At 53.8% G+C, this 17,951-nt stretch carries 17 protein-coding genes; 9 read left to right on the top strand and 8 right to left on the bottom strand.

Going from position 1 to position 17,951, the window contains the following annotated elements; all coding sequences use genetic code 11:
• Positions 1–38: 38 nt before the first annotated feature.
• The gene (argS, locus tag ACQZQY_RS18045; RefSeq protein ID WP_431296139.1) at positions 39–1,772 is read right to left on the bottom strand and encodes an arginine--tRNA ligase; all 1,734 of its coding nucleotides are present in this window, start codon (positions 1,770–1,772) and stop codon (positions 39–41) included.
• A gap of 218 nt (positions 1,773–1,990) precedes the next feature.
• Here argS and ACQZQY_RS18040 point away from each other — a divergent pair, with 218 nt between their 5' ends.
• Complete coding sequence (locus ACQZQY_RS18040) at positions 1,991–2,551, top strand: VOC family protein (RefSeq protein WP_431297209.1); 561 nt, start codon at positions 1,991–1,993, stop codon at positions 2,549–2,551.
• Here ACQZQY_RS18040 and ACQZQY_RS18035 read toward each other — a convergent pair.
• The gene (locus ACQZQY_RS18035) at positions 2,548–3,696 is read right to left on the bottom strand and encodes a MalY/PatB family protein (RefSeq protein WP_431296138.1); all 1,149 of its coding nucleotides are present in this window, start codon (positions 3,694–3,696) and stop codon (positions 2,548–2,550) included. The two genes, ACQZQY_RS18040 and ACQZQY_RS18035, sit on opposite strands and share 4 nt — an antisense overlap.
• A 121-nt stretch (positions 3,697–3,817) precedes the next feature.
• On the opposite strand from ACQZQY_RS18035, the gene cutC reads away from it, so the two are divergent.
• Positions 3,818–4,576, top strand: coding sequence for a copper homeostasis protein CutC (cutC, locus tag ACQZQY_RS18030; RefSeq protein ID WP_056769488.1), 759 nt, complete (start codon positions 3,818–3,820; stop codon positions 4,574–4,576).
• 831 nt (positions 4,577–5,407) lie between these two features.
• Here the strand turns inward: cutC and cmoB are convergent.
• The 5 genes from cmoB to ACQZQY_RS18005 all read right to left on the bottom strand — a co-directional run bounded on the left by cmoB (position 5,408) and on the right by ACQZQY_RS18005 (position 9,233).
• Entirely contained in the window at positions 5,408–6,379 is a 972-nt protein-coding gene (gene cmoB / locus ACQZQY_RS18025; RefSeq protein WP_056769492.1) for a tRNA 5-methoxyuridine(34)/uridine 5-oxyacetic acid(34) synthase CmoB, read from the bottom strand.
• Positions 6,376–7,119 carry a carboxy-S-adenosyl-L-methionine synthase CmoA gene (cmoA, locus tag ACQZQY_RS18020; RefSeq protein WP_056769494.1) on the bottom strand — a complete coding sequence of 248 codons (744 nt, stop codon included), beginning with the start codon at positions 7,117–7,119 and terminating at the stop codon, positions 6,376–6,378. Before cmoA ends, cmoB begins: the two co-directional genes overlap by 4 nt.
• 124 nt (positions 7,120–7,243) lie before the next feature.
• Complete coding sequence (locus ACQZQY_RS18015) at positions 7,244–7,639, bottom strand: MAPEG family protein (protein ID WP_122094898.1); 396 nt, start codon at positions 7,637–7,639, stop codon at positions 7,244–7,246.
• 110 nt (positions 7,640–7,749) lie between these two features.
• The gene (locus tag ACQZQY_RS18010) at positions 7,750–8,568 is read right to left on the bottom strand and encodes a DUF72 domain-containing protein (protein WP_431297208.1); all 819 of its coding nucleotides are present in this window, start codon (positions 8,566–8,568) and stop codon (positions 7,750–7,752) included.
• An 89-nt stretch (positions 8,569–8,657) separates the two neighbouring features.
• Complete coding sequence (locus tag ACQZQY_RS18005) at positions 8,658–9,233, bottom strand: hydrolase (RefSeq protein ID WP_414070887.1); 576 nt, start codon at positions 9,231–9,233, stop codon at positions 8,658–8,660.
• Between the two features lie 335 nt (positions 9,234–9,568).
• On the opposite strand from ACQZQY_RS18005, the gene aspS reads away from it, so the two are divergent.
• The 6 genes from aspS (at position 9,569) to ruvB (ending at position 14,929) form a co-directional block, all read left to right on the top strand.
• Positions 9,569–11,365 carry an aspartate--tRNA ligase gene (gene aspS / locus ACQZQY_RS18000; RefSeq protein WP_431296137.1) on the top strand — a complete coding sequence of 599 codons (1,797 nt, stop codon included), beginning with the start codon at positions 9,569–9,571 and terminating at the stop codon, positions 11,363–11,365.
• The gene (gene nudB, locus ACQZQY_RS17995; protein WP_122094902.1) at positions 11,365–11,811 is read left to right on the top strand and encodes a dihydroneopterin triphosphate diphosphatase; all 447 of its coding nucleotides are present in this window, start codon (positions 11,365–11,367) and stop codon (positions 11,809–11,811) included. Before aspS ends, nudB begins: the two co-directional genes overlap by 1 nt.
• Positions 11,812–11,836: 25 nt before the next feature.
• Positions 11,837–12,580: a YebC/PmpR family DNA-binding transcriptional regulator gene (locus ACQZQY_RS17990; RefSeq protein WP_056769504.1), complete on the top strand. Its 744-nt coding sequence runs from the start codon at positions 11,837–11,839 to the stop codon at positions 12,578–12,580.
• A gap of 109 nt (positions 12,581–12,689) precedes the next feature.
• Complete coding sequence (ruvC, locus tag ACQZQY_RS17985; protein ID WP_056769506.1) at positions 12,690–13,211, top strand: crossover junction endodeoxyribonuclease RuvC; 522 nt, start codon at positions 12,690–12,692, stop codon at positions 13,209–13,211.
• Between the two features lie 87 nt (positions 13,212–13,298).
• Positions 13,299–13,913 (top strand): Holliday junction branch migration protein RuvA, encoded by a 615-nt coding sequence (gene ruvA, locus ACQZQY_RS17980; protein ID WP_013575037.1) that lies wholly within the window; start codon positions 13,299–13,301, stop codon positions 13,911–13,913.
• An 8-nt stretch (positions 13,914–13,921) separates the two neighbouring features.
• Positions 13,922–14,929: a Holliday junction branch migration DNA helicase RuvB gene (gene ruvB / locus ACQZQY_RS17975; protein WP_056769508.1), complete on the top strand. Its 1,008-nt coding sequence runs from the start codon at positions 13,922–13,924 to the stop codon at positions 14,927–14,929.
• Positions 14,930–15,059: 130 nt separating this feature from the next.
• Here the strand turns inward: ruvB and ACQZQY_RS17970 are convergent, their stop codons facing one another.
• The gene (locus ACQZQY_RS17970) at positions 15,060–15,326 is read right to left on the bottom strand and encodes a helix-turn-helix domain-containing protein (protein WP_056769510.1); all 267 of its coding nucleotides are present in this window, start codon (positions 15,324–15,326) and stop codon (positions 15,060–15,062) included.
• A 732-nt stretch (positions 15,327–16,058) separates the two neighbouring features.
• Between ACQZQY_RS17970 and bglF the strand changes: the two genes are divergently transcribed.
• Positions 16,059–17,933 (top strand): PTS beta-glucoside transporter subunit IIABC, encoded by a 1,875-nt coding sequence (gene bglF / locus ACQZQY_RS17965; RefSeq protein ID WP_431296136.1) that lies wholly within the window; start codon positions 16,059–16,061, stop codon positions 17,931–17,933.
• The last annotated feature ends 18 nt before the right edge of the window (positions 17,934–17,951 follow it).

Genomic DNA, 17,951 nt, shown 5'->3' with positions numbered 1-17,951 from the left:
CGCCTGAGCGCCCTTTTTTAATCTCACCAAACCGCGAATTACATACGTTCTACGGTTTCGATACCCAGTGTATCCAGACCGGTTTTCAGCGTGCGCTGTGTCAGCAGTGCCAGCTTCAGGCGGCTGTTGCGGCTGGTGTCATCTTCTGCGTTCAGGATCGGGCAATGTTCGTAGAAGCTGGAGAACAGGCCGGCCACATCGTACAGGTAGGCGCACATGGTATGCGGCGTACCTTCGCGGGCAACAACGGTCAGCACTTCTTCGAACTGCAACAGGCGGGTGGCGAGCGCCGCTTCGCGTTCTTCGCGCAGCACAACCGGCTGAGTCAGGCTGTTCACGTCGATGTCAGCACGTTTAAAGATGGACGCTACGCGGGTATACGCATATTGCATGTAAGGCGCAGTGTTACCCTCGAACGCCAGCATGTTATCCCAGTCGAAGATGTAGTCAGTGGTACGGCTTTTCGATAAATCTGCGTATTTGATCGCGCCGATACCGACAGCGTTGACCAGCTTATCCAGCTCTTCTGCGTCTTTCAGTTCCGGGTTTTTCTCGGTAATGAGCTTACGGGCGCGATCGATCGCTTCATCCAGCAGATCGGACAGTTTCACCGTGCCGCCTGAACGGGTTTTGAACGGTTTGCCGTCTTTACCCAGCATCATGCCGAACATATGGTGTTCGAGTGCGACGGAATCCGGGACGTAACCGGCTTTGCGCGCGATAGTCCATGCCTGCATAAGGTGCTGATGCTGACGGGAGTCGATGTAATACAGAACGCGATCGGCGCCCAACGTTTCGTAGCGGTACTTCGCACAGGCGATATCCGTGGTGGTGTACAGGTAGCCGCCATCTTTTTTACGGATGATGACCCCCATTGGATCGCCTTCTTTATTCTTATACTCATCAAGATAGACAACCACAGCGCCTTCACTGTCCACGGCCAGACCTTTGGCCTGCAGATCAGAAACAATGCCCGGCAGCATGCTGTTATACAGGCTTTCACCCATGACATCGTCCTGAGTCAGAGTGACGTTAAGACGATTGTAGGTCAGCTGGTTTTGCTTCATGGTCACATCGACCAGCTTGCGCCACATCTGCAGGCAATAGTCGTCGCCGCCCTGCAGTTTCACTACGTAGCCGCGCGCGCGCTCGGCAAAGGCTTCGTCTTCATCGTAGTTTTTCTTTGCCGCGCGGTAGAATTCTTCGAGGTCAGCCAGGTTCATATCACCGGCATTTTCGTTTTGCACTTTCTCAAGGTAAGCAATCAGCATACCGAACTGGGTGCCCCAGTCGCCAACGTGGTTAGCGCGGATCACTTTGTGGCCGAGGAATTCGTTGGTACGCACTGCCGCATCACCAATGATGGTGGAGCGTATGTGGCCAACGTGCATCTCTTTCGCCACGTTAGGGGCGGAGTAGTCGATGACGATAGTCTGCGGTTCCACCGGCGCGACGCCCAGTTTGGCGTCAGTCAGCGCGCTGTCGACGTGTGCACCGACAAAGGCTGGATCGAGGAAAATGTTGATGAAACCCGGCCCGGCGATTTCAACTTTATTGGCGATGCCGCTCAGATCCAACAGTTCAACCACTTTCTCTGCCAGTTGTCGCGGTGGCATGCCGAGTTTTTTTGCCACTGACATAACACCGTTAGCCTGATAGTCACCAAACTGGGCTTTGGCGGACTGACGGACTTGCGCTTCGCTGTCGGCAGATGCACCTGCTGCGATCAGCGCCTGGCTGACTTTTTCTGAAAGAAGTGACTGTATATTCACCGGATTACCTTATGTTTTGATTAACTGCCCGTTCTGTTTCGGATGAACCGAAAATGATGCGTGTTTATATCATATCAGGCCTGTGGAGTCAGTATTGGCGCACGTCTGTGGCGCAGTAAAGCGTGATTCTGCGGCGTGTCTCTGGCAACCGGATGAAAGCCTGTGTAAATTACCCGACCCTGAAGATTCGCAAACTGAAAAGAGTTAGGATGCCTGCCATGAAACATGTGCCTGAATTACAGGATTTAGCCGATGATTTACCGCGTTTTGTCAGCGTGTTAACAGCATTTGCGGCGAAGTTGCAGATCAATCTGGCAGATTTTCACGCCGATCACATTTCCGTGCGCTGCCATCAAAACACGACGGCCGACCGCTGGCGTGCCGGGCTGGCCCGCTGCGGCACACTGCTTAACGAGACAGAGATTAACGGGCGTCCTATCTGCCTGTTTACGCTGGATGAGCCCCTCACCGTCGGGCCGCTGCACATCGATCTGGTAGAATTACCTTACCCTGGCGAGAAGCGTTATCCGCATGAAGGCTGGGAACACATTGAGATTGTATTGCCGGGCGAAGAAGAAGGGTTGTACACGCGTGCGCTGGCGCTGATTGCCGACGATGCCCTGATAATGCCGGGCATCAAGCTCAAACAAAGCGCCCCAAAAGGTGAACATGAGCGGCTGGCCAACCCGACGCTGGCGATCACCGACGGGTCTGTGACGATCAAATTTCACCCGCACAGCCTGCGCGAAATTGTTGCCAGCGAAAGGGAAGAGGATTAACGCGTCAGCTCTTGCAGGGCGGCATCCATGCGGTCCAGTGCCTTCTCAAGTAAAGCGCGCTGGCAGGCAAAGTTGATGCGAACGAAAGAAGGGGCACCAAATTCCGCCCCTGACGTAAAGCCCACGCCTGCGTCAACAAAGAAGCGGTAAGGGTCGGCCACCGGCAAGGCGCTTGCGTCGATCCAGCCAAGGTAGGTGCCTTCCGGTGCCAGCATGGTTAAGCCAGGCATGGCGTTGATGCGGGTTGTCGCAAGCGTACGGTTAGCGCGTAAATAATCGAGTTGCGCCTCAAGCCACGCATCTCCGTCACGATAGGCCGCGGTAGCCGCGACGAAGGCCAGAATGTTGACGTGAGGAACGATGCCTTTGCTGGTTTCAAGGAATTTACGGCGCAAGTCAGTATTCGGGATGATCGCCATTGAGGCGCCCAGCCCGGCAAGATTAAAGGTTTTTGACGGCGCAAGCAGCGTAATTGAACGTTGCGCGGCATCGTCATTTAGCGAGGCAAACGGAATGTGCTGAAGACCGGATTCGAGGATCAGGTCGCAGTGTATTTCGTCGGAGCACACCACGAGATCGTGCCGTTTTGCGAACGCCTGCTGCTCCAGCAATTCTTCACGGCGATACACCGTGCCGCCCGGATTGTACGGATTGCACAGCATCAACAGTTTTTCGCTGCCATCAAGCTGGCTTTCAACTGCGGCGAAGTCCGCCACCCAGCGTTGATGTTGCTGGATGACCGGTACGGCTTTGTAACCGCGGCCTTCTGACTGTGCGGCCTGTATAAATGGCGGATATATCGGCATGGGTAACAGGCTGGTTTGATGCTGAGTGACGTTAGCGCGTACCGCGACGTTCAGACCACAAACAAGGCCCGGCAGCCAGACAATCCACTCAGGTTTAATGTGCCAGTTGTGGCGCTCGCGCATGCGATGAACCACGAGTTCAGTCAGTTCAGGTGGCGTAAAACCGTACCCAAAAACGCCCTCGGCGACGCGTTGTTGTAATTCGGTGATCACCTGAGGCGGAGCGGTAAAATCGGAATCTGCTACCCAAAGCGGAATGACATCCTGATTATTGTATTTATGCCACTTAAGGCTATCGCTGTGACTGCGGTCTACCCATAAATCAAAATTGAGTGTCATAGTTAGTTTTCCTAAATAAGCAGTAAGCAATTGGGCGGGGATGCTCATCTGTAAGAGCCTACGCGACATGGTCGGTTACAAACAAGTGTTGTAGCATAATGCCGTTTTCAGGAGAGGTCACATGACTAAGTTAGAAGTGTGTTGTTACAGCGTAGATTGTGCGTTAACGGCAGAGCAAGCCGGTGCAGATCGCGTCGAGTTGTGCGCGAGCCAGGCTGACGGGGGAATCACCCCGAGCTACGGTACCCTCAAACTGGCGAGGGAAAAAGTGACTATCCCGGTGCATCCGATTGTTCGGCCACGGGGTGGTGACTTTTGCTATAGCCAGAGTGAATTCGACGTGCTGAAAAGTGACGTTGCCTGTATGCGTGATATGGGTTTCCCCGGCATCGTGGTCGGGATGCTGGATGCGGAAGGGCATATCGATATGCCGCGCATGTGGGAAGTGATGGCGCTGTGCTCAGATATGGCGGTCACGTTCCATCGTGCCTTCGATATGTGCCTCAATCCGAAGGTCGCGCTCGAGCAGTTGACTCAGTTAGGGGTGGCGCGCATTCTGACTTCTGGCCAGCAACAGAATGCCGAAGTCGGATTGCCGATGCTTCGGGAACTGAATCAGCTAACGCGTGGTCCTATCATTATGGCAGGCGCAGGTGTGCGTCTGACCAATTTGCAAAAGTTCGTGGATATCGGGCTGACAGAATTGCACAGTTCGGCGGGGCGTCAGGTGAAATCAGCCATGCGCTACCGTAAAGCCGGTGTCACCATGAGTTCTGACACAGATTTTGATGAATTCAGTCGTTATTGCGTGGATGGCGATATTGTTGCCGCAATGAAAAGCACATTGCAGTTCGACGATGAAATATCCCGCTCCGCGTGATCGACGCAAGGTTTGAACAGATTTTATTGGGTCTTACGACCCTTATTGCGTCGCCCTGCGCAAGTACCAGGCCCCGTCATTTTGGCGGGGCTTTTTTTGTGCGCGAATTACGGCAACGAGGCAGTCCAGCAGCCGTGCTTTCAGCCCCAGGTCAGCAGCGCCACGCCAAACATGCCAGCTTTGACGACCAGACACATAATGAAAAGGCCAAAAACGATAAAGGCTCTGTCTAACAGGAAGCGGATTTTTCTGCGCATGACGTTCTCCGCGAGGCGGGTGGCATCGCGATCAGATGAAGGAGTTTGGACGATTTTATACACGAAACGGCATCCATCAATCCATTAATAAAGCGCAAAAAGCAGAAGCTTTACAAAGGCCTGTAACACAGCACGCGTTAACGTAAGATAAAAGCGATAAACCCGGCGGGTTTATCGCCAGTGACGGGGATTATTTGCAGGCAGGTTACTTTTCGTAGAAATTTTTAATCCGGATTGCGACGTCAATATTGGCCCATTGCAGCTCATTTTCCTGGTGCAAGCTGCTGGTTCCATCCCCCCACGTGACGTAGTACGACACCACTCCCTTTGGCGATTCAAAAGTATTCATGACGGAACCTTTGATGTCTCCGGATCTGTGTTTAACGATACTGCCATTAGGGAACTTCATATTTCCTCCCAACACGTAAACGACGATCTCTGTCAGAACAAACGGATAGCCAACCCTAAAAGGTTAGCCCTTTTTCACTTAAGTTGTTGCTGATGGTGTTACAGAACGTGTAGGAAAGTGTCGTCATTAAAACTCCCGCCGGGCGACGGGAGGGAAGGGTAGGTGTTAGGGTTTGCGGGCGATAAGCAGGGCGCGGCGCGGTGCCGGATAGCCTTCAATGGTTTTGGTCGGATCGTTCGGGTCAAGAAACTCGGCCAGTGACTCACTGGTCATCCAGTCGGTTCGACGCTGCTCTTCGACGGTGGTGACGCTGACGTCGGCAATGCGCACATCAACAAAACCACATTTCACCAGCCAGTCCTTTAACGCATCAGCGGAAGGAATGAAGTAGATATTGCCCATTTGTGCATAACGGTCGCCTGGCACCAGCACCTGCTGGCTGTCGCCTTCGACCACCAGGGTTTCCAGCACCAGTTCGCCGCCGCTTACCAGCTGGTTTTTTAACTGGTAAAGGTGATCCAACGGCGAGCGACGGTGATACAGCACACCCATTGAAAAAACGGTGTCGAAAGCGTTGAGTTCAGGCAGTTGTTCAATGCCCAGCGGCAATAAGTGCGCACGCTGGTCGCCACCGAGCAATTTACGCACCGCTTCGAACTGGCACAGGAACAACTGCATCGGATCGATACCGACCGCCAGATGTGCGCCTGCGCCAATCATGCGCCACATGTGATAACCGCTGCCGCAGCCAACGTCCAGAATCGTCCGTCCGGTCAGGGGGGAAATATGCGGCAGAACGCGATCCCATTTCCAGTCAGAACGCCATTCGGTATTGATTTCAACGTCATACAATGAGAACGGGCCTTTGCGCCATGGCATCATATTGCGCAGCAGGTTTTCAATGCCCTCGCGCTGACCGGCCGGTAAAGGCACTTCCATGTTAGCGCTGACGCTGTGCAGCAAATCCAGACGCTCTGGCTTGATCAGCGGCAGGCGATCGACGGAGTTGAACCACAGTTTGAACTTGCCGTGCAGCGACTCTTTTTGCCAGGCAGTCAGCTGGGAGGGCAGGGTATTGAGCCACGGACTTAACGGCCCTTTGGCGATAACGCGGTAAAAATCACCAAAATCGATCATTGTGCTTCTCCGGCTTTCAGCGCAATCAGTGAGCCGAAGTTAAAGCACTGGAACCAGACTTCCGTGTGCTGGAAACCGGCCTGACGCAGGCGGGTTTTATGTGTTTCGACGGAGTCGGTCAGCATTACGTTCTCAAGCATGCTGCGTTTCTGGCTGATTTCAAGTTCACTGTAGCCGTTCGCACGTTTGAAATCGTGATGCATATTGAACAGTAACTCGCCGACGTCTTTATCTTCAAAGCTGAATTTTTCTGACAGCACCAGCGCCGCTCCCGGACGCATTCCCTCAAACACCTGATTGAGCAGGCGTTGACGATCGTCAGGTTCGAGGAATTGCAGGGTGAAGTTAAGCACCACCATCGAGGCATTTTTCAGCTCGATATTCAAAATATCCGATTCAATGACGGTTACCGGCGTCTCGGCGCGGAAAGCATCAATATGTCGGCGGCAGCGCTCTACCATGGCAGGGGAGTTATCGACAGCAATAATTTCGCAGCCCGGCACCTTAATGTTGCGACGCATCGACAGCGTGGCGGCACCCAGCGAACAACCGAGATCGTAGACATTCGTATCAGGCTGAACGAAGCGTTCGGCGAGCATACCAATCATCGAAATGATGTTGGAATATCCCGGTACTGAACGTTGGATCATATCGGGGAAAACTTCGGCCACACGTTCATCGAACGTCCAGTCGCCGAGCTTATCTATTGGTGCAGAAAAAAGCGTATCGTGGTTTGCCATAGTGGTGAGTCAGGCCAGAAAAGAGTGTGGGTAAAAAGTTGAGGGCAGATTTTAGCAGATACTGGCGCAGGCAGATACCTGCGCACCGGTGTTCACTGCAAACTGACGGGAAAAACATCCAAAATCAGTTGAAGTTGAGGAACTGGGACCACGGCAGGTAAAAAATATTCACCATGACCATCACTACCAGCGAGATATAGGTGGCGGCCATGCCGTTGCGACGCCAGGCAAATTCGCGATTCTTTAGCCCGTAATAATGACATAAACGTCCGACTATCAGTAACAGGCCGCAGGCATGGATCATCCAGACGGCAGCACCGTTCATTTCCATAAACAGCAATAACAAACAACCAATCGGCAGATATTCGACGGCGTTACCGTGCACGCGAATGGCCGTTTGCAATTCGTAAGAGCCGCCGTCGCCGGTGGCAATGCGGTATTGGGTACGCAAACGGACAACATCGAAAGAGAGTTTGATCAAAAGTATGGCGGCAAGCACGACATATAACGCGCTAATCATGATGACTTCCTTGGTTATTCCAGGTAATCCGGCGGAGCCATTTTCTTCTCCGCTGCGCGGCTATGATAGCGGTCTGACTAAATACTGTCGTCATGAAAAAGAGAATTTTCTTAGAACAACGTGTCCTGCAAAGGCCAGTCCGGTTCCGGCGACACCGAAGGCATTTGCTGGCGCAGTTGCTGCCACAGGCTTCTTGCCTGCTGGGGAGCGTCGGTGCAATCCGGCGTGTGGATGAATAAATAGGGCGAAAGCCCTTGTGCGTCCCACGCCTGAAGTTTGGTTATCCACTGCGCAAACAAAGGCCGGTTATCTTCCAGCACGTCACCGCCAATAAAACGCACCAGCGGGCGCGATGCAGTGGCTACGGCGTGCAGTGGCAACACAGGCTTTTTACGTTTGGCCTCGAGTACCGCTTCTGTCACCGAGGCGGAACTGTGTACCGGACGGCTGTCCAGAATAGCGCGGTTGACGCCCCGCTGGCGTAACCCCTGATTCAGCCTCCGCTCGTCATCGCCTTTCGCAAAAAAATCCGCATGCCGGACTTCGACGCCGTAATCAAATCCGGCGGGCAGCGCATCGAGAAATTGCCATAAGCGGTCAAGATGTTGCGGCGCAAAGGTTGCGGGCAGCTGAAGCCATAACTGGCCGATGCGTTCGCCGAGCGGCTCAAGCGTGCGGTAAAACGTATCGACATCTTCCTGGCAGTTTGCCAGTGCAGCTTTATGGCTAATGGCAGAAGGGAATTTGAAACAGAAACGAAAGGATCCCGGTGTCATGTCGCGCCAGCGCATCACCACTTCCTGCTTTGGCAGGGCATAAAAGGTGGTGTTGCCTTCGACACAGTTGAAATACCGCGCGTAATCAGCCAGATCGCGCAAACCAATCTTTGCCCAGGCGCTGTGATGCCATTGCGGTAAACCAATATACATGCCGAATTCTCCCGATTTTTCCATAACAAAACGCCGCCTCAGCGGGCGGCGTCAGGATAGCAAAATTAATGCGTCAGGGCAGGGTAACGTTACTCTGGCAGAGCGGCAAGCACTTCAGCGGTTGAACGTACGCGGCTGATGCGTGGGAAAATAAACTGTACGCTGGACTGATGATGATCGTTGTTATGCGCGCTGCACGCATCTTCTGCGATGACCAGTTCATAGCCGTGTTCCCAGGCGTTACGCGCGGTGGATTCCACACCGATATTGGTGGAAATACCCGCCAGCACGATGCTTTTAATGCCACGACGGCGCAGTTGCAGATCCAGATCGGTGCCGTAGAACGCGCCCCACTGACGTTTGATCACCAGCAGATCGCTGTCAGTCACGCCCAGTTGCTCCGGGAATTCCCACCAGCTGGCAGGCAGGCCGCCTTCGGGGGCTGCTGCTGGAATATCCACCGGCTGTTTCAGCGCCTCGTCGAAAGAATCCGACCAGCCCACGCGCACCATCACTACCGGGGCACCCAGTTTACGGAAGCGGTTTGCCAGTTCAGTGGCATTATCCAGCACCTGCTGCGCCGTGTGCGGGCCACCCGCGAAAGGTAAAATTCCTTTCTGTAAATCGATCAGTACCAGCGCGGTAGTGTTAGGGTCAAGTTTCATGGCGTTTAGCTCCCGGTTATCTCATTAATAGCGAAAGGAATTATGAACTGCGTGTACAAAGGGGATTGCGCGAGTCTATGCTAACGCGGGGATCGCATTGGGGATAATTTTGTTAAATTATGTGTAGCTTGCAACATGAGTGAATTTCCGCGCCCGCGTTGACGTGTTCGCACTTATCCTGCGAAGGAAATTCCTTTATAATAGCCGCCTTTTTTCGACCCGTATAAAACCTATTCCGCGCGCCGCAGCGTTTTGCGGGCGGGCGACCAGAGTGAATAACCGTTTCTGTACCTGTGCGCCATAAGGCCGGGTAGTGGGATCAAAAGGATACCGTTATGCGTACTGTATATTGTGGAAAACTGAATGCGTCCAATGTGGGCCAGGAAGTGACATTGTGTGGCTGGGTTAACCGTCGACGCGATTTGGGTGGTCTGATTTTCATCGATATGCGTGACCGCGAAGGCATCGTTCAGGTTTTCTTCGACCCCGATCAGGCAGAAGCCTACAAACTGGCGTCTGAACTGCGTAACGAGTTCTGCATTCAGCTTACCGGCATCGTGCGTGCGCGTCCTGAAAGCCAGTTCAACAAAGACATGGCGACCGGTGAAGTGGAAGTGTTTGCCAGCGGCCTGAACATCATCAACCGTTCCGAATCCCTGCCGCTCGACTCCAATCACGTCAACTCCGAAGAAGCGCGCCTGAAATACCGTTATCTGGATCTGCGCCGCCCTGAGATGGCGAACCGCCTGAAAGCGCGTGCAAAAATCACCAGCTTCGTGCGCCGTTTCATGGACAGCCATGATTTCCTCGACATCGAAACCCCGATGCTAACCAAAGCCACGCCGGAAGGTGCGCGTGACTATCTGGTGCCAAGCCGCGTGCACAAAGGCAAATTCTATGCCTTGCCACAGTCTCCTCAGTTGTTCAAACAGCTGCTGATGATGTCCGGCTTTGACCGTTATTATCAGATCGTAAAATGCTTCCGTGATGAAGATTTACGCGCTGACCGTCAGCCAGAATTTACCCAGATTGACGTCGAAACCTCTTTCATGAGCGCAGAACAAGTGCGTGAAGTGATGGAGAAACTGGCGCGCGAGCTGTGGCAGGAAATCAAAGGCGTGGATCTGGGCGACTTCCCGATCATGACCTATGCAGAAGCGATGCGTCGTTTCGGTTCCGACAAACCTGACCTGCGTAACCCGATGGAAATGGTTGACGTTGCGGACCTGATGAAAAATATCGAGTTCAAAGTGTTTGCCGATCCGGCCAACGATCCGAAAGGCCGCGTGGCTGCATTGCGTGTGCCGGGTGGGGCGTCCCTGAGCCGTAAGCAAATCGACGAATACGCGAAATTCATCGAAATCTACGGCGCGAAAGGTCTGGCTTACATCAAAGTGAATGAAGTGGCGAAAGGTCTGGAAGGTATCCAGAGCCCGGTCGCAAAATTCCTGAACGAAGAACTGCTGTCTGCCCTGATTGAACGCACCGGCGCTCAAGACGGCGACATGATCTTCTTCGGCGCAGCCAGCGCGAAAATCGTCACTGACGCTATTGGTGCGCTGCGCCTGAAAGTGGGCCGCGACCTGAAAATTACTCAGGACGATGTGTGGGCGCCGCTGTGGGTGATCGACTTCCCGATGTTCGAAGACACCGACGAAGGCGGCCTGAGCGCCATGCACCACCCTTTCACTGCGCCGAAAGACATGACCGCAGAAGAGCTGGCGGCGGATCCGGTTTCCGCGATTGCGAATGCTTACGATATGGTCATCAACGGTTATGAAGTTGGCGGCGGTTCCGTGCGTATTCACCGCAGCGAAATGCAGCAGACCGTGTTCAGCATTCTGGGTATTAACGAACACGAACAGCGTGAGAAATTCGGCTTCCTGCTCGACGCCCTGAAATACGGCACGCCTCCGCACGCGGGTCTGGCATTTGGTCTGGATCGTCTGGTGATGCTGCTGACAGGTACGGACAACATCCGTGACGTGATCGCCTTCCCGAAAACCACGGCAGCGGCCTGTCTGATGACAGAAGCACCAAGCTTTGCCAATCCGGCTTCCCTGCTGGAACTGGGCATCGCAGTCGTGGCGAAAAAAGAAGTGACGCCAGACACAAATACAGAGAATAACTAATGAGCTATAAGCGTCCTGAGTCGATACTGTGCGTCATCTACGCCAGAAACACCGGCAGGGTGCTGATGCTTCAACGAAAGGATGACCCGAATTTCTGGCAGTCGGTAACCGGCAGCCTGGAGGACGGGGAATCCCCGAATCAAACCACGCAGCGCGAAGTCATGGAAGAGGTCGGTATCGACATTGCAGGTGAAAACCTGACTCTTCAGGACTGCCATCGCTGTGAGGACTTTGAAATATTTGCGCATTTGCGCCATCGCTATGCTCCGGGCGTAACCCGCAACAAAGAACATTGGTTCTGTCTGGCGTTACCCGACGAGCGTGACGTGCCTCTTACGGAACATCACGCGTACCGGTGGCTCGATAAGCCAGCAGCCGCAGCGCTGACGGTCTCCCCGAGCAACCAGCAGGCGATTGAAGAATTTGTAAACTATTCGGTCTGTTAAGACTTGAGACTTTTTGGAGATTTTTATGGCAGGTCACAGTAAGTGGGCCAACACTAAGCACCGCAAAGCGGCGCAAGATTCTAAACGTGGCAAGATTTTCACCAAAATCATTCGTGAGCTGGTAACGGCAGCAAAACTCGGCGGCGGCGATCCTGCGGCTAACCCGCGTCTGCGTGCGGCTATCGACAAAGCCCTGTCCAATAACATGACCCGTGACACCCTCAACCGTGCCGTGGCGCGTGGCGTGGGCGGTGATGACGACACCAACATGGAAACCATCATTTATGAAGGTTACGGTCCTGGTGGTTCGGCGGTAATGGTTGAATGTCTGAGTGATAACCGCAACCGTACCGTGGCGGAAGTGCGTCATGCTTTCAACAAAACCGGTGGCAATCTGGGGACAGACGGCTCCGTGGCTTACCTGTTCTCCAAAAAAGGTGTGATCACTTTCGCACCGGGTCTGGATGAAGATGTCGTGATGGAAGCCGCGCTGGAAGCGGGCGCAGAAGACATCGTGTCATACGATGACGGTGCTATCGACGTGTTCACTGCCTGGGAAAGTCTGGGCGACGTGAAAGATGCACTGGAAGCCGCCGGTTTCAAAGCGGATTCCGCCGAAGTCACCATGATCCCATCGACCAAAGCAGACATGGATGCAGACACTGCACCTAAATTGTTGCGCCTGATCGACATGCTGGAAGATTGTGATGATGTTCAGGAGGTTTACCACAACGGTGAAATCTCTGACGAGATCGCAGAAACTCTGTAATCTCAGTGCCGCCGGTGGCTACCACCGGCTGGCTATCCTGTTGTCCCCCGGCAGTTTATACTCTCCCCCAACTTTGCAAAAAAACGACAACACAAGGCGTTGACTGGCTATGGCTATTATTCTGGGGATCGACCCCGGTTCGCGTATCACCGGCTATGGCATTATTCGCCAGACAGGGCGTCAGCTGAGTTATCTCGGCAGCGGTTGTATCCGTACCGTGGTGGACGATATGCCGGGACGACTGAAACTGATTTATGCCGGTGTGTCGGAAATTATCACGCAATTTCAGCCTGATTTTTTTGCTATCGAATCCGTATTTATGGCGAAGAATGCCGACTCTGCTTTAAAGCTCGGTCAGGCGCGCGGAGCCGCCATTGTGGCCGCCGTGAATCAGGATTTGCCGGTGTTTGAATACGCCGCGCGGCAGGTGAAACAGACCGTCGTGGGTACCGGTGCTGCCGAGAAATCGCAGGTTCAGCACATGGTGCGCTCCTTGCTGAAGCTTCCGGCTAATCCGCAGGCCGATGCGGCGGATGCGCTGGCGATTGCCATCACTCACTGCCACATGAGCCAGAACGCTATCCGGCTCAGCACGGACAAATTACAGATGGCACGCGGACGTATGCGATAGACGCCGCAAGTCCCCTGGGCTGGATATCCATCCAGCCTTTTTTATGATATAAACATCGCAGCTTTTGACCTGATAAGGAAAATGAACGTGATAGGCAGACTACGAGGCATTATTCTGGAAAAACAGCCCCCTTTGGTGCTGCTGGAAACCAACGGCGTGGGCTATGAAGTGCATATGCCGATGACCTGTTTTTACGAATTGCCGGAACTGGGTCAGGAAGCTATCATCTTCACGCAATTTATCGTCCGTGAAGATGCCCAACTGCTCTACGGATTTAACGATAAACAAGAGCGCGCGCTGTTCCGTGAGCTGATTAAAGTTAACGGCGTCGGACCAAAACTGGCGCTAGCCATCCTGTCAGGCATGTCGGCACAACAGTTCGTCAGTGCGGTAGAAAAGGAAGAAATCACCGCCTTAATCAAGTTACCTGGCGTCGGTAAGAAAACCGCAGAACGTCTGGTCGTCGAAATGAAAGACCGGTTTAAAGGATTAAACGGTGATTTGTTTAACAATCATACTGATATCACGCTACCTGCATCTGCGTCGAAAGCGAAAGAGTCTGACGCTGAAGGCGAAGCCGTTGCAGCCCTGATATCCCTCGGGTACAAACCACCAGAAGCCAGCCGTATGATCAGCAAAGTCGCCAAACCCGGCGCTGAATCAGAAACGTTGATTAGAGAAGCGCTGCGCGCTGCGCTGTGAGGTAAGAGATGATCGAAGCTGACCGCCTGATTTCGTCCGAAGTGTTCACCGAAGAAGAAGTCATTGATCGTGCGATCCGCCCCAAGCTGCTGTCGGAATATGTTGGCCAGCCTCACGTGCGCTCGCAAATGGAAATCTTTATTCAGGCGGCTAAGCAACGCAAAGACGCGCTCGATCACCTGCTGATTTTCGGACCGCCGGGGCTGGGGAAAACCACTCTCGCCAATATCGTGGCAAACGAAATGGGCGTTAACCTGCGTACGACCTCCGGGCCGGTGCTGGAAAAGGCCGGCGATCTGGCCGCGATGCTTACCAACCTCGAGCCGCACGATGTGCTGTTCATCGATGAAATCCACCGTCTGTCGCCGGTTGTTGAAGAAATTCTGTATCCGGCGATGGAAGACTACCAGCTGGACATCATGATCGGCGAAGGCCCTGCCGCGCGCTCGATCAAACTCGATTTGCCGCCGTTCACTCTGATTGGCGCCACGACCCGCGCCGGTTCCCTGACCTCTCCTTTGCGCGACCGGTTTGGTATTGTGCAGCGCCTGGAGTTTTATCAGGTGGCGGATTTACAACACATCGTCGGGCGAAGTGCATTATGCCTGGGGCTGGAGTTGTCCGAAGAGGGGGCTCATCAGATTGCCCGCCGTTCACGCGGCACGCCGCGTATCGCTAACCGTCTGCTGCGCCGCGTGCGCGACTTTGCAGAAGTGAAAGGTGACGGGACGATCAACGGTGATGTCGCCAATGGCGCTTTGGATATGCTGGACGTGGATGCTGAAGGTTTCGATTATATGGACCGGAAGCTGCTGCTGGCGATTATAGATAAATTTTCCGGCGGACCTGTTGGCTTGGATAACTTAGCGGCGGCGATTGGTGAAGAACGTGAAACCATCGAAGATGTCATTGAACCGTTCCTGATCCAGCAGGGCTTTATTCAGCGTACGCCGCGCGGGCGAATGGCAACCAATCATGCCTATAAGCATTTCGGACTCTCTCGCGACGAAGAATAAGCCCGATATCAGACAAAATATCCTGCAACGGACGCAATAGCGTCCGTTTTGTTTTCTGCAATTCAGGAAAAGGCAGGTAAACGGCAGGTTTCAAAAGGCGGTGAAAGCCGGGCTCTCACCGCGTCACGGGCTAAACTTCCGCTTTAGGGGTACGCAACTTCGGCACAACTAACTCACCCTTGGCATTGTAGTAACGACTAGGCCAGATTTCCCAGGCCGGTACGCCAATCATTTGCGCGATGATCATTTCGCCTTTCGGCCAGCGTCGTGAAAGGGTATTTGAGAGTGTGGAAGAACCCAGTCCGGACTCCCGGGAGAGTGCCGTCAACGTTGAACCTTTTTTGCGAATTGCCGCGATAATATCGGCGGGATGCCAGTCTTCTCTGGAGTTAGTCATAATGCGGCCTCTGCGTATCTGGGGCACATAATGACCGGGAGAGGGGGAGTGCCTGCCTTGGCTTGTCTTTCATTTCACATTGTCCAGTAGATTAATGTTTGGCCGCCACTGGAGTTGAGAATCTCGCTGGTGGTAGCCCTGACGGGGTTCTCAACACCGGTTCTACTGGATACCGGCCTGACCTAAGTCAGCCCCGCCTGAGCCACCATTGAGATATTGCTTGTTGTTTGTACAGGCAATAGGTGTGCGCAGACTCAGACATAGAATGTGTGTGCATTCCATGTCGCCAGTGAACATTCAGGTTGAGAATCCCGGACGCGGATTTTGCCGCGACAAGGAATTATAGCGCAACGTGTAAACGGTTACCAAGGTTGCAATACACAGCTTACTAATTTTGTAGCCTTACGCCGCTTATTTAGCGCTTTATGCCCGCAACGAACTCCGGCCGGGGGCTTGTGAGGCAAGACTTCTGCACATAATCTGAGGCCGGTCACATTTTCACGATTTGTCCGGGATTACGACTTGTATCCGGAAGGGATTCACCAGAGAATCCCCTCAGAGAGCAGGATTGTTACTGTCTGACAGGCAAAACCTAAACTTCTTGTTTCTTCGCATTGTGCGGAGAGACCGGACGTTTAGGTTTTTTTTTGGCCTGAATTCAGGGGCCGGCCGCCCCTGTGGAATATACCGGCAATGTCGTGCACGACGCCATTACTCTGATGAGATAACACCATGGAATACAAAACGTTAGCCGATGAAATTCTCCGCGGAGTGGGCGGAAAAGAGAACGTGAACAGCGTGGTGCATTGTGCAACCCGTTTACGCTTTAAATTAAAAGACACCACCAGGGCCGATGCGGAAGGGCTGAAAAAAAATCCCGGTGTGATCATGGTTGTGGAAAGTGGCGGCCAGTTTCAGGTGGTGATTGGCAATCACGTAGGCGCAGTCTACGAAGCGCTGGTGAAAACCAGCCCGCTTTCCGAAGGAGGTGACGAAGAGTCCGGCGACAAGGGCAGCCTGTTTGCGCGGGCAATTGATGTGATCTCCGGTATCTTTACGCCGTTCATCGGCATCATGGCTGCCTCAGGGATCCTCAAAGGGTTTCTGGCACTGGCGCTTGCCTGCGGCTGGCTGGTGCCGGAAAGCGGTACGTATAAAGTCTGGTTTGCCGCCAGCGATGCGATGTTTTATTTCTTCCCGCTGGTGATTGGGTTTACAGCGGGTAAAAAATTCGGTGGTAATCCGTTTGTGACGATGATGATTGGCGCAGCCATGGTGCATCCGCTGATGATTGCCGCTTTTGACGCTCAGCAGGCCGGTGCTCCGGCCGAGCACTTCTTTGGTATTCCACTGATTTTCATTAACTATGCGTCATCGGTTATCCCGGTGATCCTCGCGGCCTGGGCATCCAGCTGGCTGGAAAAACGGGCGATGAAAATCCTGCCCGGTGCGCTGCGCAATTTTATTACCCCGCTGATTTGCCTGATGGTGATCGTTCCGCTGACATTCCTGGTGATCGGCCCGGTGGCGACGTGGGCGAGCCAGCAACTGGCAAACGGTTATCAGTTTATTTATCACGTCAGCCCGATGATCGCCGGTGCCTTTATGGGCGCGCTGTGGCAGGTTTGTGTGATATTCGGCCTGCACTGGGGGCTGGTGCCGCTGATGATCAATAACTTCAGTATTCTCGGTCACGACACCATGCTGCCGCTGTTACTCCCTGCGGTTATGGGGCAGGTCGGCGCGGTGATCGGCGTCATGCTGCGCGTCAAAGATGCCCGGACCAAAGCGCTGGCCGGGTCGGCCATCAGCGCCGGGATTTTCGGCATCACTGAACCTGCGGTGTATGGCATCAACCTGCCGCGCCGCAGGCCGTTTATCTTTGGCTGCGTCGGCGGTGCATTAGGGTCGGCGATCCTTGGCTATTTCCAGACCACGGCTTACTCCTTCGGTTTTGCCAGCATTTTCACATTCACTCAGGTGATCCCTCCGACAGGTTTTGACCAGACGGTCACCGCGGCCATTGTTGGTACGCTGATTGCCCTGGTGTTTGCTGCCCTGGCAACTTATCTCTTCGGCATGAAAGAAGAAGAGGTGGCAGCCGAACCCGATCCGAAAGTGGCGGCAGAATCCGCACAGGCACCGCGGGGTAAAACGCTGATCGCAAGCCCGATGACCGGCACCTGCGTGGCGCTGGAAGAGGTAAAAGATCCCACATTTGCCAGCGGTCTGCTGGGTAAAGGTGTCGCCATTATACCGACTACGGGGCGGGTGGTTTCACCGGTAAACGGCACGGTGGTTTCTCTGTTTAAAACGCATCATGCCATCGGAATTGAGGGCGAAGACGGCGCGGAAATTTTGATCCACGTCGGCATCGATACCGTGAAGCTCGACGGAAAGTTCTTTACCCCACATGTCGCCGTCGATGCGGTGGTGAAGCAGGGCGATTTACTGCTCGAATTCGATATTCAGGGTATCACGGACGCCGGATACGATCTGACAACGCCGGTGCTGATGACCAACAGTGACGATTACCTTGACGTGATCCCGGCCAGTATTGGCCAGGACGTCAGTGAACAAACGCCACTGCTTACGCTTTTACGATAAGTTTTTTTCGATAACGAC

This window comes from Rahnella sp. PAMC25559 (assembly GCF_050632365.1).
GTDB lineage: Bacteria > Pseudomonadota > Gammaproteobacteria > Enterobacterales > Enterobacteriaceae > Rahnella > Rahnella rivi.
The sequence above is the reverse complement of the archived record's forward strand: the minus strand, read 5'-3'. Positions and strand labels throughout refer to the sequence as shown.

Bases quoted from the DNA above. Each gene is read 5' to 3' on its own strand.
- ACQZQY_RS18040 (WP_431297209.1), top strand. From the start codon at position 1,991: ATGAAACATGTGCCTGAATTACAGGATTTAGCCGATGATTTACCGCGT.
- ACQZQY_RS18035 (WP_431296138.1), bottom strand. From the start codon at position 3,696: ATGACACTCAATTTTGATTTATGGGTAGACCGCAGTCACAGCGATAGC.
- cutC (WP_056769488.1), top strand. From the start codon at position 3,818: ATGACTAAGTTAGAAGTGTGTTGTTACAGCGTAGATTGTGCGTTAACG.
- cmoB (WP_056769492.1), bottom strand. From the start codon at position 6,379: ATGATCGATTTTGGTGATTTTTACCGCGTTATCGCCAAAGGGCCGTTA.
- cmoA (WP_056769494.1), bottom strand. From the start codon at position 7,119: ATGGCAAACCACGATACGCTTTTTTCTGCACCAATAGATAAGCTCGGC.
- ACQZQY_RS18015 (WP_122094898.1), bottom strand. From the start codon at position 7,639: ATGATTAGCGCGTTATATGTCGTGCTTGCCGCCATACTTTTGATCAAA.
- ACQZQY_RS18010 (WP_431297208.1), bottom strand. From the start codon at position 8,568: ATGTATATTGGTTTACCGCAATGGCATCACAGCGCCTGGGCAAAGATT.
- ACQZQY_RS18005 (WP_414070887.1), bottom strand. From the start codon at position 9,233: ATGAAACTTGACCCTAACACTACCGCGCTGGTACTGATCGATTTACAG.
- aspS (WP_431296137.1), top strand. From the start codon at position 9,569: ATGCGTACTGTATATTGTGGAAAACTGAATGCGTCCAATGTGGGCCAG.
- nudB (WP_122094902.1), top strand. From the start codon at position 11,365: ATGAGCTATAAGCGTCCTGAGTCGATACTGTGCGTCATCTACGCCAGA.
- ACQZQY_RS17990 (WP_056769504.1), top strand. From the start codon at position 11,837: ATGGCAGGTCACAGTAAGTGGGCCAACACTAAGCACCGCAAAGCGGCG.
- ruvC (WP_056769506.1), top strand. From the start codon at position 12,690: ATGGCTATTATTCTGGGGATCGACCCCGGTTCGCGTATCACCGGCTAT.
- ruvB (WP_056769508.1), top strand. From the start codon at position 13,922: ATGATCGAAGCTGACCGCCTGATTTCGTCCGAAGTGTTCACCGAAGAA.
- ACQZQY_RS17970 (WP_056769510.1), bottom strand. From the start codon at position 15,326: ATGACTAACTCCAGAGAAGACTGGCATCCCGCCGATATTATCGCGGCA.
- bglF (WP_431296136.1), top strand. From the start codon at position 16,059: ATGGAATACAAAACGTTAGCCGATGAAATTCTCCGCGGAGTGGGCGGA.